This is a genomic window from Pseudochrobactrum algeriensis, assembly GCF_018436245.1.
GTDB classification, from domain to species: domain Bacteria; phylum Pseudomonadota; class Alphaproteobacteria; order Rhizobiales; family Rhizobiaceae; genus Pseudochrobactrum; species Pseudochrobactrum saccharolyticum.
On the sequence record NZ_CP075361.1, the window covers coordinates 2,527,708 to 2,545,695 of the forward strand.

The window sequence follows — 17,988 nt, forward strand, 5'->3', positions numbered from 1 at the left end:
AAACATGCCGGTTTATGAATATGCCTGCGAAGAATGCGGGCCATTCACAGCTCTGCGTCCGATGTCGGAATATGATCAGCCCTGCGCCTGTCCGGACTGTGAGACGTCTGCCAAACGCGTCATGCTGACAGCGCCCAATCTTGCATCAATGAATGCAAATAAGCGCACTGCAATGGCGGTGAATGAACGCAGTTCTCATGAACCGATCAGCTCAAAATCATTAGGACACGGGCCGAATTGCGGCTGCTGCGGATCAAAATCCAAAAAATCCAAGGCAAAAGTCTCGGCAAACGGCGCGAAGAGTTTTCCTTCCGCCCGTCCGTGGATGATCAGTCATTAAATCTGCAAATAAAAAAGGCGGGTCTTCCCGCCTTTTTTACAAATTAACACCGCGATTGAATTTGGTTTCCATCACAATATTCGATGTTGTGCGGACAATACCCATCATTTCATTGATCTTGTTGATCTCGGCATTGAGCTTTTCCAGCGTATCCGTGCAGATGTGAATAATCAGATCCCAGTCACCGGAAATCGAATGTACAGCCTGTACCGCTGTCAGTGTTTTCAGCTGTTTGATAACATCAGGAAAATTCTTGTTGTTCAGTGCCGCAAAGGTAAAGCACTGGATCGGTGAGCGGTTCACATTCGAACCGAGGCGCACCGAATAACCGTCAATAATCCCGTTGGTTTCCAGCCGCTGGATACGCTCCTGCAAAGCCGTGCGGGATACGCCAAGCTGGCGCGCCAGAGACGCCACAGATTCACGGGCGTTTTTCTGCATCAATGCCAGTAACTGCTTATCCTTATCGGTCATTTGCATAGTCGTCATTCCGTGTCTTAACGATGGGCGCCCTTATAGCGACCTTCCTGAAAGTAATCCATCAGGCGCAGATAATAGTAGACGCTTTCTGCGGCCAGCGGGCCGAAAATACCGCCATTCCAAGTCAGACCATAAGGTTTGAACAGACGGATACGGTCGCTTTCGCCACTCACAGCTTCAGCCACAACACGTCCGCCGATAGCGGTCGTGTTCATACCGTGACCGCCGAAAGAACTGCATGCCCACACACCGTCTTCAACTTTGGCAATGTGAGGCATTTTATGACGCGAATAGCCCATCAGACCCGACCATGCCTTTTCGATTTTCACATCTTTCAGTCCGGCAAACACATCGCACATATCCTTGCGCAGAATTGCAGCGAGACGTGTCTCGTCCTGCTCATTCTTGGTGGTAATGCGCCCGCCCCAGAGAATGCGGTCACCTTCCACCACACGATAATAATCGGATGAGCGACGGTCATCACCGACCGCATCAGTGGTGCGGATGAAATCCTGCAAGCGGCTGCCCAGTTTTTCAGTCAGTACAACATAAGTGGCGATCGGCAGGAATGAACGGCGCAGCTTGCCGAACTGGGAACCGCCATAACCACCACAACACAAAACCACATCATCGCATTGCACAGAACCGTGTGCGGTTTTCACCGTATAACGTCCTGTGGCACCGGCCTGTGGGGTACGCGTGAAAGACTGCATCGCACTGTCTTCAAAAATCCGGCCGCCTTTGGCGCGGATCAGATCAGCCAGACCCAATGCATAATTCAGCGGATGAAAATGGAAGCCGGTACTGTCACGCAATGCCTGTTTATAGATCGGCGTATTCAGCTTCTGACGAACGGCAGCAGTGTCGAGATATTCATATTCATAATTGAAATGCTGCGCCATACGATCACGATAGCGCTGCATCTGGTCCGCAGCCTCATAGCGCACAACGCTGAGCTTGCCTTTGACAATATTGCAATCGGGCAGATTATTCTGCTCAATATTCTCACGGACAATTTCCACGCCTTCAACCGACATGGCAAACAGCTTTTTTGCATCCTCAAAGCCGCTGCGTTTTTCAATCGCGCCCAAGCCTTCAGCCCAGCCGTTCAGACAGAAGCCGCCATTGCGCCCCGACGCACCCCAGCTCACTTTATTCGCTTCAATCACGATCACGGATTTATTGCGTTTCAGCAATTCCCATGCGGTTGTCAAACCGGCAAGTCCGCCGCCGACAATACAAACATCGGCCTGCAAATTTTGCTGCAAGCTTTCATAGGCAGAAGATGAAGCAACGCGGGTGGCGCTGTAATAGGTAGCCGGATATGAACTCATAATGATACTGCTTCTTACAGAAAATGCGTTTCAGTTTGTAAAAGACAATACCGGTTTCTGACTACGGGGGAAGTCCAGAAACCGGCATGCATAAACAGACTGATTATTTAAGCTTGGTATAATCCACGCCGTACCACTTTACGGACAAATCAGACATTGTGCCGTCTGTTTTCAGCTGTTCAAAGATCTCTTTAACCTTAGCTGAGAACTCAGGATCCCCCTTGTCAACGGCAACAGCCAGCGGCTCGTAGAATGCCGGCTCATCAGCCAGCGCGCGGATCGGATAACCGCGCTTCACCGCATTTTCCACGGTTGGCATAGCGGAGACTGTCGCATCAAGACGGGTGCCGTCACCAAGACGCAGATCATCCAGCGGACCTACGCTGTCGCCATAGGTTTTAATATCACCAGGCTTCACGTCATATTTGAATTCAGGTACACCAACGGCATCAATCTTCAGGCTGCCATTGATATAATCTTCGGTGGTTGTGCCACCTTCAACACCAATGGTCTTGCCGTTCAGATCTGCACGCTTTTCAGCCTTGGAATCCTTATGCACGGTGAAAACATAGGGCGTGTAATAATAAACAATCGGGAAATCGAGCACGCGGGCGCGGCCTGATGTCGGGGTCATGGAACCTACAGAAATATCCCAGCGGCCATTCCAGTGACCGGCAGTAATAATGCCCCATTCCGGTGTCACAAAACGGGCAGTCGCACCCAGACGTTTGGCAACTTCGGTTGCAACATCAATGTCAAAACCCACCAGCTTGTCGTCTTTCATGAAAGACTGCGGTGGCCAGTTCGCGGCAGTTGCCACAACCAGTTCTTTTTTACTGGTCACGCGATCCAGCGTTTCACCGGCAAAAGCAGGCAGACTGACAGTCAGTGCCAGTGCTGCAACGGCAGCGGATAAAATTGCATTCTTCATGTGGTTTCCTCCCCAGAGTATAGCGCTAATCAAATGACCTCACCGGAATAAACGCTATGCGAACAACAATAGATAGTTGTGGTCAGAACGGCTGACCGTCCGTATTCATCAGCGTTCCTGACGCTTCATGCGGTTTTCCAGCACGGCCTGACAGCGTTCGAGAATGATCGACAAAATCCAGTACAGCAGTGCAGCAGTAATCAGCATTTCCAGATGGCGGAATTCTTCACGACCCTGCGTACGGGCAAGGAACATCAGCTCCCAGACACCAATCACCGAGACTAGTGATGAGTCTTTCAGCATCGCAATGAACTGGTTTCCTGTCGGCGGGATGATCAGTTTCATCGCCTGCGGCATGATCACTTTGCGCATAGTGGTGAACGGACGCAGACCAAGGGCACGGGCAGCTTCCCACTGACCACGCGGAATGGACATGATCCCGCCGCGAAAAATCTCGGTCATATAAGCGCCGTAGCAGAGCGACAGAGCAAGCACACCGGCGGGGACCGCATCAATGACATAGCCAAGCTGCGGAATACCCAGATAAATCAGATAGATCTGGATCAGCAGCGGCACGCCGCGGAAAAATGACGTGTAAAATGAGGCGATAGCAACGGCAAAACCGTTCTGTGAAAGTTTGGCAACCGCACCGACAATCGCCAGTACAAAAGCAATCGCAATGGAAATTGCCGAGATATAAACGGTCGTGAATACGCCCTGCGTAATCAGGAATGGCAGCTTCGACAAGATGAAAGTGTAAGACAAATCAAAACTGTAGAAGAAATACAGAGCAGCAGAGAGCAATGCCAGCCAGACAACGATCGTCTGTATCTGCATCGGCAACTTACCGACAAGATTGATAATCAGCGTCAGAACCAGCGAAGTGACGGCTGCAACCGCAATTATGCCGCCCGATGTCTGCAATAATCCGGCCAAACCCGTAGCGGCAGCATCGGCTGCGCCTGTCAGATGCCAGTTCTTCCAGACCATAAAAATGAAGGTAACAAGGGCGAATGCGCCCAAAAACCACGGTTTTTGCGTGATTTTATTTTTTTGTACTTTATCGTAATACATGCTGCTCTGCTCCCTGCCTCTATGTCTCCGCCAAAAAAGCGCAGGCTTCCACCCGAACATTTGCCGGAAATGACACAAAAGGCAGTCAAAATCACTGAAATAACAGTCATAATGCGATTCAAAGCAGCAGATTTAACTGCATAAGCGCATGATGAAGTCTTTTAAAAGTGATTTCGCAGGTCATAAAAGACTGAAACACGGATCAATGACCGTCATTTTCACATTATTTCTCGCCGGACATATCGCAAGATATTAAACAGTGTTTTCAGGACACAGCGTTGCCGGTTATGCGACTTGATTTATCCCTGCCCGCACCATAAATTCGGCTCATGCAGCAAGAACCGGAACTGTCCGGCGCTTTGTTCATAATAATTTTAATCGTTCTCAGGGCGGGGTGTAATTCCCCACCGGCGGTAACAGGCGGAAGTCTGAAGCCCGCGAGCGCTTAATCGAATGATGTCGGCATGATCTATATCATCATCTTGCAGGCTCAGATTTTGGTTATGGCGTGCTGAAAATGGTGTTTTTCGAGAACCGGAGCGGAGTGTACTTTGAGTACATGAGCACCGGAAAGCGTAGAAAAACGACATTTGCAAGCCGTCAGAGACAAAATATGTCGGTTAAGGTCAGCAGATTCGGTGCAATTCCGAAGCCGACGGTCATAGTCCGGATGAGAGAGAGCGGGGCTGAAATGGCATCATGCGCGGCGTTTTTTTCCGCCATTGTGTAATTTTCTTCCCGTAGCATTTCCCAATCCCTGGGGTAACGGCTTACGAGACAGGAAGAAAAACGTTGAGCCCAATTGCCTCTGTTCAAACATTAAAACCAACCGTCCGTGGTGCAGCGCTCATGCTGGCAGCCGGAGCAGCTTATGCGGGCGTCAATGTCGCCACCCAATGGGCGGGCACACGCACCGGCATCCCTTCTGTTATTATTGCCTTCTGGCAATATGTCATCGCTCTTGTACTGACCTTACCGCTGCTGATCCGCGAAGGCGCGCGGGCACTACGTACCAATCATCTCGGGCTGCATATTATTCGCGTGGCGCTGGCTGCCGCCGGTGTGCAGGTATGGATTTTCGCCCTCACCCATGTGCCGATCTGGCAGGTGATTGCTCTGTCCATGACCTCGCCGTTCTTTGTTATTCTCTGTGCAAGGTTGTTCCTGCGCGAGGCTGTAACACAGACACGCCTGCTCACAACTCTCGCAGGTTTCATCGGCGCATTGATTATCATTGCTCCGTGGTCTGACACTTATACAGTCTATTCCCTGCTGCCAATTCTCGCGGCGGCGCTTTGGGCAGGCTATTCGGTGATGACCAAATATCTGACCCGTTTTGAAACGACAGCCAGTATCTCCATGTATATGCTGATCCTGCTCACACCGATTAACGCGGCACTCTGGGCTGCATCAGGTGTCGGTTTTCCGGAGATCGCATCGCCATCCATGGAAATCTGGTCAATCCTGCTAACGATCGGTGTTCTGACAGCCATGGCGCAATATTTCCAGATCGCCGCCTATTCCGTGGCTGATGCTGTCTATCTGCAGCCTTTTGACGATCTGAAACTGCCGCTGAATGTTATTCTCGGCTGGATCGTTTTTGCGGCCACCCCAAGCATCAATTTCTGGCCGGGTGCCCTGCTGATTGTCGGCGCGTCGCTCTATCTGATGCGTCAGGACAGCGGGCGGTCATCCCCGAAAATACAAGCAGCAGAATAATCAAAAAACGGCGGGAAATCCCGCCGTTTTTATTTGAACTGATACGCTTTAATGACCTGCCGCGTCTTTCGGCACATCGCCGGGCTTTTTCATCATCGTGGCAAAGAATGCCAGCGAGACAAACAGCACGGTCAGGATCATAAACACGTCGATGAAAGACATCAGCGTTGCCTGCTGGCGCACCATGCCGGAGAGTTTCATCAATGCAATATTGGCACCATCCATACCCGCCGCATTAAATTTAGCAGTCAGATTGGCCAGCATTTCCTGTGCTTCGCGATTGCCCCAGTTCAGATGCTCCGACAATTGCGCATAATGCAGATCACCGCGCCGCATCAGCATCGTATTAATCACCGCCAGACCAATCGCACCACCCAGATTACGCATCAGATTAAACAGGCCGGAGGCGTTTTTAATATGGGATGGATGCAATGTACCAAGCGCCAGATTGTTGATCGGCACCATACACAGCATCATTGAACAGCCTCGCAGAATTTGCGGTAGCAAAAGCTCGTAAAAATCCCAGTCCGCTGTCAATCCCGTCATCAGATAGGTACCGGCGGCAAAGCCGATAAAGCCGATCATCATCATCAGACGCGGATCCATTCGCGTTGAGAGAAAACCTGCCAGTGGCGCTGTCATAAACATCGCCAGACCACTGACAAACAGAGCCTCACCGATCATCAGCGCATCATAACCGCGGATGCTGCCGAGATAGAGCGGATAAAGATAGGTCAGCCCGTAAAGTCCTACCCCCATGATGAAAGAGAAACTCGAACCAAGAGCAAAATTCATATTCCTGAAGGCCGAGAGATCAACAATAGGCTCTTCCGCCGTGAATGCCCTGTAAAAGAACATCAGCGCACCGGCCACGAGCACAACAGTCATAATCACAATATGGCTGTCCTGAAACCAGTCATTACGCGGCCCTTCTTCCAGCACATATTCCAGCGAGCCGAGAAAAGCCGCCATACCGGCCAGACCCCACCAATCGAATTTGGCCAGCAGGGATTTATCGCCCTTATCAAAATCGATCAGATTCCACGCGGCAATCGCCACCAGAATGCCGGGGCCGACATTGACCAGAAACAGCCAGTGCCATGAAAAGGCGTGCGAAAGATAACCGCCGATTGTCGGCCCCACAGTCGGCGCCAGTGTTGCCACCAGCCCGACAATCGGAGAGACGATGGAACGCTTGGACGGCGGGAAAATTGTAAAAGCCGCCGCGAACACACTCGGGATCATACCGCCGCCGATAAAACCCTGAATAGCGCGGTAAACGATCATCTGCTCAATATTGGTCGCGGTCGCACAGAGCACGCTGGCAGCGGTAAAACCCGCCGCCGAAACAGTAAACAGCACTCGGGTAGACAGCAGACGGCCAAGGAAGCCGGAAAGCGGGATCATCACCACTTCGGCAATCAGATAGGAGGTCTGCACCCATGAAATCTCATCGGAACTGGCACCCAGTCCCGCCTGAATTTCAGCCAGCGAGGCCGACACAATCTGGATATCCAGAATGGCCATAAACATACCGAAGACCATGGCCAGAAAGGCCAGAGCTTTTCTCGGATCAATCTTTTCTTCAGCGGCAGGCACTGCCTGCATGGTGGTTGATACAGCCATGGCTGAATACTTTTATTGTGCAGCCGGAGTGTTTTGCAGTGCTGTGCGGGTATCCACATCCACAACAACACTCAGACCTGCGCGTAACTTACCGGTCGCCAGAGCCGCTTCGGGGATGGCAATACGCACCGGAACACGCTGCACAACCTTGGTGAAATTGCCTGTGGCATTTTCCGGCGGCAGCAGGGAGAACACAGAGCCGGAAGCCGGTGACAGCGATGCGACTTTGCCTTCAAATGTCTCTCCGCCCAGTGCATCAACGGTGAAATGCACCGTCTCGCCGCCATGCAGATTTTTCAGCTGGGTTTCTTTAAAATTCGCGTCAATATAAAGCGCATTGACCGGCACCAGCGCGGCAATACGCTGCCCTGCACTGACCAGATCACCTTTTTTACCGGTCAGATTGCCAACAACACCATCAAAAGGCGCGCGCAATGTTGTAAATGACAAGTCGCGCTGAGCCTTGTCCCGCGCCAGTTCAAGACTGCGGGTCTGGCTCTCAGCCTCCTGATATTGTGCTTTCAAAACACCTATATTGGCCTGAGCCGCTGCAATCTGCGCCTGTGCATTGGCATCCGCCGCCTGTGCCTGTGCGAGAGCCGTGGTTGCACGATCAAGCTCCGACTGCGAGACAAAACGCGTATCATGCAGCTTGGTGATCCGCTCCATGGTTGCCTGTGCATTGGTCAGGCCGGCAGCGGAAGATTGCTGAGAGGCGCGTGCCTGTGTGAGGCTGGCTTCTGCCGCAACGGTCTGCGCCTCAATCCGTGCCAACGTTTTCTGCTGGCTGGCCAATGCCGCGATTTTCTCGTTCAACGCAATCTGGTAATCACCCTGATCGAGCTGGAAAATAGCATCACCGGCTTTAACATGGCTATTAGCACTCACCAGCACATCATCAATATAGCCGGTCACTTTCGGCGACATCGCCATGATATCCCCGTGAATATAGGCATCATCGGTCGAGACCATAAAGCGTCCTGTCGTCCACCAGTCGTAGCCGTACCATGCACCTCCGGCCAAAGCTGCAATCAGCAAAACACCCAGGATTTTACGCTTGCGTGACGGCTTGCCCGATGCAGGCTTTGGCGTTTCCGATGCTGTCGTCTGTTCGCTGAAAGGCTGGGAATGCTCGGCGCGCAGCGGATCATCCGGCATTCTGTTGTCATCATTCTGCGCCGCTCGCTTGAAATCAACCGGAGCAACACTCTGGGTGTTGTCCTGATCGGACGAGGAATGATTCGACTGAACTGGTTTCGCAACGGGCTTGAGAGCGGACATAGCGGGGGCAACTTTCTGAGTAAAACAGGCCGTACTGCCAATAAACTTTATTGAATTTAGAGCATTTCCATTTTTGACCGAGCCAGAGGAAATGCTCTATCTATTTGTTTTTACGCATTTCCTGACGCAAAACCGGTACCCACTTTTGCTGGAATGCTTATTATTCCGGTAAGAAGAATTTCAAAAAGAACCGAAACCGGACTGAAAAATATGCCTGCGTCTGTCTTCCTGACATAAGCCGGACACCTCTTCAAACCGATCGGTTCGATGTTGACATAAAGCAAGAGAGACGGCATATCAATTGAAATCGCACTGATCGGTTCGAATTGATAATTTTTATCGTCGGCACATAAGCGGAAACACACTGATATGACAGACACCAAACAGGGACAGAATGGCCGTCACGGCGCCGGACAAGATCCGGCAAAGCGTCAGAAAATTCTGGACGGTGCACAAAATGTATTTTTGCGCATGGGGTTTGATGCTGCGAGTATGAATGACATCACCCGCGAAGCCGGTGTGTCCAAAAGCACGATCTATGTTTATTTCGAGAGTAAGGACGAATTGTTTGAAACGCTTTGCGAGCAACATCGCAGCGTTTTATTTTCACAGATTGGTGCAATTAACGGCGATACTCTGTCCAGCAAAGAGAGCCTGATTGCCTATGGTGTGGCGCTTGTTACACTTGTCACCTCGGATATGGTTATCAGCGCCCAGCGCACTATTCTCGGTGTTACAGAGCGAAAACCGGAAATGGGTGTGCGTTTCTATGAACGCGGCCCGCGTCGCGGGTTGATGGTGCTGAAGGCCTATATTGAAAAGCTGGCCGAGCAAGACATTATCCGTGTGTCGGATGTGCAGCATGCCGCCTATCAGCTGGCAGAACTGTTTCTCGCAGGCATATATCGCCAGCGGCTGTTCGCCTATATGGAAGAGGCACCGACAGCAGAGCAAATCCGCTATAATGTGGAATCCGCAGTGAATATGTTCTTCGCGGCCTATGGCACACAACCGGACGCGCCCGAAGCCCGATAACACCGTCCCTCCTCTAAACATCACAATGCCATAACTGTAATTGTGATTGCAGCAATGCAGATTTGCGCTACTCTGCCAAGCTAGCAGTTTACGTTCAGGTCAACTAACTGTGCTGTAAAATATAAAGTGTTAGAGCGACCTTTGTGCGCCAAAAGGGCGCACGGCGCTCTAAAGGGGGAGACAATGCATGGCCGTCGGGGACACATCAAAGACAATCAATAATCATCATGCTGCAACAGTGATCTATGTTGTACTCGCTACAGCAGCAATTGCGGGCGCATTGCTTGGCAGCTCACTCAGCCCTGAATGGCGCTGGCTGCATTATCTGACCAAGCCGACGGCTACGGCTTTCCTGCTGTTTCTGACTTTGCAGATTAAGCATCCTGCATCCCGCCATTATCGCAATGCTATTGCGCTCGGGCTGGCCTTTGCCATTGGCGGTGATTTCTTCCTCATGCTGCCGCAAGATTATTTTATGGCGGGGCTGATCTGCTTTCTGCTCACCCATTGCGCCTATATTTATGCATTACTATCCGATCATGCTGCGTTCAAACCCGCTGTCTTTATCGGCTTTGCAGCCATTGCATTGCTGATTATTTCCGATCTGTGGAGCAGCCTGCCCGACGGTATGCATATTCCGGTCGCTATTTATGCAGTGGCACTGGCGCTGATGGCTGCACTGGCACTCAACCGCGCTATCAACATGACAATCGCCGACCGCAGCACAAAACAGGCGGCCAAGATTGCGGCTTTTGGCGGCATCTTCTTTGTTATCAGTGATAGTATTCTGGCTTACGGGCGTTTTCGTTTTGATATTCCGCTGAATCCGGTCTGGGTACTCGGCACCTATTACGCAGCGCAATGGTGCTTTGCCCGTTCTGTTTTAAGGGACACAAATGACTGAGCAACTGAGCATGAATTTTGCGATTTTGCGTAAAGCATGGCTGAAAAACCGCCCTGATGAGCGGCAGCGCCGTGAAGATTTGTTGCGGTTGCGCACAGCTTTCAAAGCCAGCCTGCCGCAGATGGCCGAAGCAATATCGCGCGATTTCGGGCATCGCTCCACCCATGAGAGCATGATGGCCGAAGCCGTGATTGTGCTCAAGGAAATCGACTTCTGTCTGCGCCATCTCAGAAAATGGATGAAGCCGCAAAGGCGCAAAGCCGGATGGCAGTTCTGGCCTGCGAGAGCAGAAATACGACATGTGCCGCTGGGCGTAGTCGGCATCATGTCACCATGGAACTATCCGGTGAACCTTTCCCTGACACCACTGGTCTCTGCACTTGCGGCGGGCAATCATATCTATCTGAAACCTTCAGAACATACCCCGCATACCAATGCCTATCTCAGCCGCCTGTTGCAGGAAATTTTGCCGTCCGATCGTGTATGTATCGCTCAGGGTGGTGCGGATATTGCCGCAGCATTTTCTGCTCTGCCCTTTGACCACTTGTTTTTCACCGGTTCCGGCGCGGTCGGTAAAAAAGTCATGGCCGCAGCTGCCCGAAATCTCACACCGGTCACTCTGGAACTTGGCGGTAAATCGCCTGCATTGATCGCCCCCGATGCCGATCTTGTTAAAAGTGTTAGCCGCATCCTGACGGGCAAACTCTTCAATGCCGGACAAACCTGTATTGCGCCGGATTATGTACTGCTGCCGGAGAATATGCTGGAAGCTTTTATCGCAGAATGCAAAAGCCAAACCGCCCGTCGCTATACGGGGCTCGACCGGCAACCGGATTACACCGCCATTATCAATGAAAGCCAGTATAAACGCCTCACCCATTTGCTGGATGATGCCAGTATCCGTGGCCATAAGACCATTCCACTCCTGACCCTGAGCGATATACAAAGAGCCGGAGAATATCATATTCTGCCGCCGATGCTGATTATCAATCCGGATGATAACTGTGCCATCATGCAGGAGGAAATTTTCGGCCCGTTACTGCCGATAAAAACCTACCGCACATATGATGAGGCCATTGGTTTTATCACCAGCCGCGACCGGCCACTGGCATTCTATTGTTTCAGCAACAGTAATGAGACCATTGAGGCTGCGCTTACACATATTGTGGCAGGCAGTGTGTGTATTAATGATACGCTCTATCAGTTTGCCTGTGCAGACCTGCCATTCGGCGGCGTGGGCATGAGCGGCATGGGGCATTATCACGGTGAGGAAGGTTTCAAAACTTTCTCCAAAGCCATGCCGGTACTGCGAAAATATAATCCCGCGGCGACTGATTATCTGCATCCGCCCTATGGCAAATTTGCCGATTTCATCATCCGTTTTCTGACACGATAAAAGACAAAAAAGCCCCGCCTGATTGTTTCAGGCGGGGCTTTTTCATTGCTCTTTCACAACTGCTTAATTGGCAGGCTGCACCTGCATCATAGCGGCTGCACCACGGGCAAAATATTGCGGACGATACATATCCTCCACAAATGGTGCCGGATGCGCATAGGTGCCCGGCGTTACCGCCCGCACAATATAGGCGACCGTATATTCACGGGCATTGCCGCCGCTGCTGTTGAATGCTGCAACAAAACGATCACTGCGGAATTCGCTATGAGCAACGGTCGTGTCACCGAGCCAGCCAAAATTGCTCAGATCCGCACTGTTCACAACGCGCGGATTATCAATTTCAAATCCGGCAGGCAGCAAATCCGTTATCAGCACACGGGAAGCCCAGTTATTCGATTCAGCTACTTTCAGAACAACCACATAGCGTTCATTCTGTTTCGCTTCAGAAACACTGATCTCTTCACCGTCGAGCGTGTAATAGCTGCGGCCAATGCTGAAACCGTCACCACCTGCCGGTGGTGCTTCCACTGGTGCCGCAACAGTTGTAATCACCGCAGTCACCGGCCTGTCACCGGTATTGCCCACGGTCACAGGCGCGGCTTCAAGCTGTTCGCCAGTCAGACGCTCAGACAATGCACCCTGACGGGCCTCACCATTGAGCAGCAAGGTCAGATTGGCATCTTCGTCCTTCAGCCCCTTGGCAGCCAGCAACAACCATGCCTGTTCTTGCGTGCTGGTATAGCGCGTTTCATTGCTCAGACCGCCAACCACTTTCACCAGTTCCGGCACAATGCTTGGTACCGGACGGCTTTCTGCGGCAAGAGCCAGAATGGCTGCGCCGTCACGCAGGTGCGAACCGTAATCCGAACGCGCCCAGGAAATATTGCCTTTATTGGCAAGACGGAAAGCCGAAGCAAAAGCCTTCTCGGAACGTGCACCGTCACCATAAAGGGCAAGGCTTGCACCGAGCTGAGCACGCGCCAGCGGCGTTTCAAACTCATCCAGACGGGTATCCGCGTAGTAGCGCAGATCGGCAATGGATGCACGACGGTTACGCGACAATACATAGAAAGCATAAGCTATCGAATTGCCGTTATCCTTGATCGAAACATCGTAAGACAGTGCATTTTGCAGATTATCCAGTGCCGAAATCATCGGCTGCTGCGGCACATCAAATTTCTGCTCGCGGGCGCGGGTCAGGAAATCTGTCACATAGGCATCGAGCCACAGATCACCGCTATCCGGCGACCAGAGACCAAAACTGCCGGAAGAGGACTGATTATTCAGAACCTTGTAAATGGCTTCCTGAATACGCTTGTGCAGTTCTTCTTCACTGTCCTGCATCGGCATACCGGCCTGCTTGGCCAGTTCGCTCATATAGAGCAATGGCAAGGCACGGCTGGTTGTCTGTTCAGTACAGCCATAAGGATAACGGTCAAGCGATGTCAGCAAGCCCGGAATATCAAAGCCCGATGCATTAGAAACATTGATGCTGACTGAAGCGCCGTCCATACGCTGACCGGCAAGCAGTTCTTTATTGATAACAAGAGAACCGTTAACCGCAGCCAGCGTTACTTCCTTGCGGGTCGTTTCCGGCAAAGACGATGCACGCACCGGCAGGATCAGATCCTGCGAAATGCTCAGGCCGCTTTCATGGGTCAGCTGTACCGTCAGCTCTTCAGTTCCTGCGCGCTCAGCTTTCAGCGGCAGTGTCAGATATTTCTTTTCGCCCTGTGCCAGTGTCACCGATGCCGGTGCCTGTTCCTGCGGTACAGAAACCAGACCGGAACTGGCCACACTCACAGTGTAATTTCCGGCAGGGCCATCCGTATTGGCAATATCAAGACGCAACTGTGCCTGATCGTCCGGTGCCATGAATTTTGGCAGAGCGGCAGTGATAACCACCGGATCACGCATGATGACATCCGACTGCGCATTACCGACAGCCGTCTTTGTCCAGGCTACGGCGCTGATCCGCGCAGTACCGTTAAACTGCGGAATATCAAAGCTGACATTGGCTTTGCCATCGGCACCAACCTCAACAGGACCGGCAAAGAATGCCACCAGTTTTTCGGTTGGCGGCGAGCCTTCAGCGGCCATTTGCGCGCCGTCACCACCGGTACGCAGACGCCCCATCGTGCCGAGTGAACCGTCAATCAGACGACCGTAAAGATCGCGGATTTCGAGACCGAGCTGACGCTGACCAAAATACCAGCCAGCCGGATCGGCCGGTTTGTGATTGGTCAGGTTAAGAATACCCACATCCACAGCCGAGATCATGACATAAGCCTGATCGCCGGATTTCAGACCGCCGATTGAAACCGGTATAGTCAGAGCCTGACGCGGTTCGGTTTTTTCCGGCGCTTCAATCCGCACTGAAAGCTTGCGCTCTGCCGGATCAACAGCCAGCCAGCGGATACCGATGGCGCGCGCTGGCATACGGGTTTCCTGAGCTTCGCCCGGACGATAAAGGCTTGCGGTAATATAAGCACCCGCACCCCATTCGCCGCTGACCGGAATTTCAACTTCCGCACCCTCAGCAGGAACCGAAACGGTTTTGGTCATCAGCAGACTGTCAGCACCGACAGTAACCAGCAACTCACCGGCAAAACGCGGAGAGACTTTCAGCTTTGCGGTTTCGCCGTCTTTATAAATATCTTTATCAAGCGCAACTTCCAGACCATCCGGTGTTTCAGTCGAGCGTGCTTCAACATACCAGCCGGCATCAAATTCAATGCTGGTCTGCGGGCCGTCAGGGTCAGAGGTCGCGATCTCAAGACGATAACGTCCCCATTCCACAGGTACCTGAATGCTGCCTGCAGTCTGCTCATCGGCAGAAACAGTACCGTCGGCGACTTTTTTCGTATAGCTCACCGGCTCATAGTTCCATGAGCTGCCGCTGCGATACCACTGATACTGGCGCTCGACTTTAACCAGCGTCCATTCCAGCCCTTCTTCGGCTACGCGCTTGCCATCAGCATCGCTGACAATCACCGAGAACTGCGCATTGCTGTTTTCAGGCAGGCTGTCGTCGTCAAATTCCGGCTTGATACCGATCATGGCGCTGTCGGATGCAACCGGCAAAGTCAGCTTACGCTCAACCGCACGGCCGCCGCCTTCACGCATACGCACAACAATATCCGCGTTCAGACGCTGCGTTGTCGCGGGCAGATCATTCAGCAGCACCGGAATTTCGGCCTTGCCCTGTTCATCCAGTTCCGGCAGATCATCCAGCGTAATACGTGTATCTTCCGGCTGATCCTCATCGGCCAGTCCGAAAACATATTTCGGGAACAGATCCCATGTCCGTGTCGGGCGAATATTGACTTCGCCTTCCAGTGTCAGACCGGCCGCTGGCGCACCATAAAGATAACGACCGTCCACTTTAACCACAGCCGCATCACCGGCTTGAATTTCCTTCACATCTGAAGTCAGATCAAATTCTGTGCGGTCAGGCACAAAATCCTCAACCAGAAACTGCTTTTCTGACAGCGGAGTGGCTTTCGGATCGCTTAAAATACGCAATGTCCATGTACCGCGCATGGCATTATTCGCCAGCGGCAATTCCACAGCATGACCACCGGCAGCCTGTGAGGTGCTGACAATCGCACGGTCTTCCACACCATCAGGACGCAGGAAAGAGAATGTCAGCGGCAGATTTTCTACAGCCTTCGCTGAGCCGTCACGCACCAGCGCAGCGGCATGAACGGTTTCACCGGTGCGGTAAATACCGCGCTCCGTCCAGCCGTAAACATCCAGCGCACCCGGTGCAGGGCGACCGGTTACACCCCGATCCGAGAGGTCAAAACCGGCACGTTTCATATCGAGGAAAACATAATCTTCCTCATCGCCATTGCCCTTGGAGCGTGCTGTCAGAATGGCAGGTGCCATCGCTGCTGTGCCGCGCATCAAACCGGCAGTGAAGGTCGCGCGACCATCACCATCCGTTGTTGCAGTCCCCAGAACTTCATTATTCGCCGCCAGCAATTGCAGTTCCACGCCGCTCAGCGGCTTGGCTGTTGCAAGGGAACGGGCGAAAACATTCAGACCATCTTCACCGGCAAAAGTTGCAAGACCGGTATCAGACACCAGAAACCACTGTGTCGCCTGCGATGACCAATATTCCGAACGGTCACCCTCAGCCTTGGCTGTCATAATATAGATGCCGGGCTTACGCTTCGGCAGTGCTTCATCCACGGGGAAGGATGAGACGATTTCTTTGTTCAGCTCGCTCTCAACATCCAGTTTGCCGGTGTAAACTTTTTCACCCAGCGAGCTGACAATCTGCGATGTGGCATAGCCGTCAAGCTGACCGAAGAAACTGATACCATCCATCGACTGGGTAAGAGCACGCTCCCCCACACGATAGACTTCCAGATCAATAGTTTTGACATTGATGCTGACAACAGGAATACCGCGGCGCATGGTGCTTGGCAGCACAAAAGCATCGCCGTTGAACCGTACTGTCGGTGCACGGTCACGCACATAGATATTAAGCGCAACCGGTGTTTCAATCATTTCACCAATCGCAGCAGGCAGACCGGAGCGGATACCGATGCGGTAATTTTTACCGTGCTGCAAACCTTCAATACAGATTTGCTTTTCTTTAGCTTCCAGACCTTTCGGGCTTGCATCATCAACAGTCACGAAAGAAGCGTAATCAATGCCGCTTTTCATCAGCGTTTCTGAAAGCTGGATACAAACACGCGGATTGGCGCTGTCGCTGTCCACCGTATGATCGACCACGCGGAAACCTTTACGCATACGCAGGTCTTCATAAGCGGCACTGACCGCAGCCGAATTTTGCAGCGCAAGGCTGGCTTTATAGCTGTCGATAGCAGGGCGGAAATTATCGCGCAATTCCAGCGCCTTGGCCAGATTGCTCAAAGCTTCAGCACGGTCGGAAACCGTACGGCTGAGCTGATAGGCAATAATAGCCGAAGATGTGGCAGCGCGTTTGATCTGCCAATTGGCATCATTGCTTTGTGCAGAACCAAGCGTCGCGCGGCTCAATCCCATCCAGACAGCACTGTTTTCTTTTGCAGCAGGCACAATGCTTGCAAAATCAATCACTGATGAAGAAACACTGCCGGATTCGTAATTTCTTTGGGCAGCGCGCAGCAATTTGCTGACATCACCGGCAGGTTTTTCACCGCTGTTCAGCTTATTGCGATAGGTGCGTGCCTCATCCAGAACACTGGCCGGAACAAAGGTAATCGGTGCAGGCGCAGGTAGTTCGGCTTCCGCAGCGGCAGCATCCAGCACTTTACCCGCTACAGCGCCTTCAAAAGCATTGAGCTGATTATAATCGGATTTCAGGAAGCACCATTTCGCCTTCACATTATAGGTGAAAGCACGGCATTCCTCATCTTTCAGACAAATATTCTCACACTGGTCAAGGCCGACATCCTTCACTGTGCGCAGATCAAAACCGGGATAATCACCGTTTTGCGTTGTTTCAATCGTCCTTGTTCCGTTTTGAGCAGTCTGTGCCGTAGTAGTTTGGGCCATAGAAGTTTGCACAGACAGTGAAAGCGCAGCAGACAATGTCAGGCCTGCAAAGACAGTACGCATCGACATCGGGATTCTCCGGTCAATTAAATTTGATTCAGCCATGAAACTTGTCCGGAGACTCTTGTCAAGTCAGACGCGCAGTCAGGACAACAGAAGCAAAAGCATTTTACAGATCAGATATGACAATACATGCTGTATCACTAATTCAGTATCATAAATTTTGGATGACCATGACCGGTTTTTATTCTAAAGAGGAAACAAGTCTTTAAGACGTTTGAAGTGCCGGAGCATGTTGTATTTGATTGCAGCCACCGCAAGCGCTCTGGATTTTTTAGTTTATCGCATGTGCGCGGG

At 52.0% G+C, this 17,988-nt stretch carries 12 protein-coding genes; 5 read left to right on the plus strand and 7 right to left on the minus strand.

What is annotated here, in order from left to right; translation table 11 throughout:
• Positions 1-4 precede the first annotated feature (4 nt).
• Positions 5-340 (plus strand): FmdB family zinc ribbon protein, encoded by a 336-nt coding sequence (locus KHQ09_RS13735; RefSeq protein WP_022712551.1) that lies wholly within the window; start codon positions 5-7, stop codon positions 338-340.
• Positions 341-376: 36 nt separating this feature from the next.
• On the opposite strand, the gene KHQ09_RS13740 is transcribed toward KHQ09_RS13735, so the two are convergent.
• The 4 genes from KHQ09_RS13740 to KHQ09_RS13755 form a co-directional block, all read right to left on the minus strand.
• Positions 377-820: an Lrp/AsnC family transcriptional regulator gene (locus KHQ09_RS13740; protein ID WP_022712550.1), complete on the minus strand. Its 444-nt coding sequence runs from the start codon at positions 818-820 to the stop codon at positions 377-379.
• A gap of 17 nt (positions 821-837) precedes the next feature.
• Complete coding sequence (locus KHQ09_RS13745) at positions 838-2,154, minus strand: NAD(P)/FAD-dependent oxidoreductase (protein WP_022712549.1); 1,317 nt, start codon at positions 2,152-2,154, stop codon at positions 838-840.
• 103 nt (positions 2,155-2,257) lie between these two features.
• Positions 2,258-3,085 (minus strand): transporter substrate-binding domain-containing protein, encoded by an 828-nt coding sequence (locus tag KHQ09_RS13750; RefSeq protein ID WP_022712548.1) that lies wholly within the window; start codon positions 3,083-3,085, stop codon positions 2,258-2,260.
• A gap of 108 nt (positions 3,086-3,193) precedes the next feature.
• Positions 3,194-4,159 carry an amino acid ABC transporter permease gene (locus KHQ09_RS13755; RefSeq protein ID WP_022712547.1) on the minus strand — a complete coding sequence of 322 codons (966 nt, stop codon included), beginning with the start codon at positions 4,157-4,159 and terminating at the stop codon, positions 3,194-3,196.
• Between the two features lie 849 nt (positions 4,160-5,008).
• Here KHQ09_RS13755 and KHQ09_RS13760 point away from each other — a divergent pair.
• Positions 5,009-5,878: a DMT family transporter gene (locus tag KHQ09_RS13760; RefSeq protein WP_028234017.1), complete on the plus strand. Its 870-nt coding sequence runs from the start codon at positions 5,009-5,011 to the stop codon at positions 5,876-5,878.
• 48 nt (positions 5,879-5,926) lie between these two features.
• Here the strand turns inward: KHQ09_RS13760 and KHQ09_RS13765 are convergent, their stop codons facing one another.
• Both KHQ09_RS13765 and KHQ09_RS13770 read right to left on the minus strand, forming a co-directional pair.
• Positions 5,927-7,504 (minus strand): DHA2 family efflux MFS transporter permease subunit, encoded by a 1,578-nt coding sequence (locus tag KHQ09_RS13765; protein WP_121993024.1) that lies wholly within the window; start codon positions 7,502-7,504, stop codon positions 5,927-5,929.
• Positions 7,505-7,516: 12 nt separating this feature from the next.
• Positions 7,517-8,662: an HlyD family secretion protein gene (locus KHQ09_RS13770; protein ID WP_084664913.1), complete on the minus strand. Its 1,146-nt coding sequence runs from the start codon at positions 8,660-8,662 to the stop codon at positions 7,517-7,519.
• Between the two features lie 492 nt (positions 8,663-9,154).
• Between KHQ09_RS13770 and KHQ09_RS13775 the strand changes: the two genes are divergently transcribed.
• From KHQ09_RS13775 to KHQ09_RS13785, 3 genes are all read left to right on the plus strand, one after another.
• Complete coding sequence (locus KHQ09_RS13775) at positions 9,155-9,820, plus strand: TetR/AcrR family transcriptional regulator (RefSeq protein ID WP_022712542.1); 666 nt, start codon at positions 9,155-9,157, stop codon at positions 9,818-9,820.
• Positions 9,821-10,007: 187 nt separating this feature from the next.
• Positions 10,008-10,724 carry a lysoplasmalogenase gene (locus tag KHQ09_RS13780; RefSeq protein WP_022712541.1) on the plus strand — a complete coding sequence of 239 codons (717 nt, stop codon included), beginning with the start codon at positions 10,008-10,010 and terminating at the stop codon, positions 10,722-10,724.
• Positions 10,717-12,120 carry a coniferyl aldehyde dehydrogenase gene (locus tag KHQ09_RS13785; RefSeq protein ID WP_213598812.1) on the plus strand — a complete coding sequence of 468 codons (1,404 nt, stop codon included), beginning with the start codon at positions 10,717-10,719 and terminating at the stop codon, positions 12,118-12,120. The genes KHQ09_RS13780 and KHQ09_RS13785 overlap by 8 nt, the downstream gene beginning before the upstream one ends.
• Positions 12,121-12,183: 63 nt before the next feature.
• On the opposite strand, the gene KHQ09_RS13790 is transcribed toward KHQ09_RS13785, so the two are convergent.
• Positions 12,184-17,700: an alpha-2-macroglobulin family protein gene (locus KHQ09_RS13790; protein ID WP_213598814.1), complete on the minus strand. Its 5,517-nt coding sequence runs from the start codon at positions 17,698-17,700 to the stop codon at positions 12,184-12,186.
• Positions 17,701-17,988 lie beyond the last annotated feature (288 nt).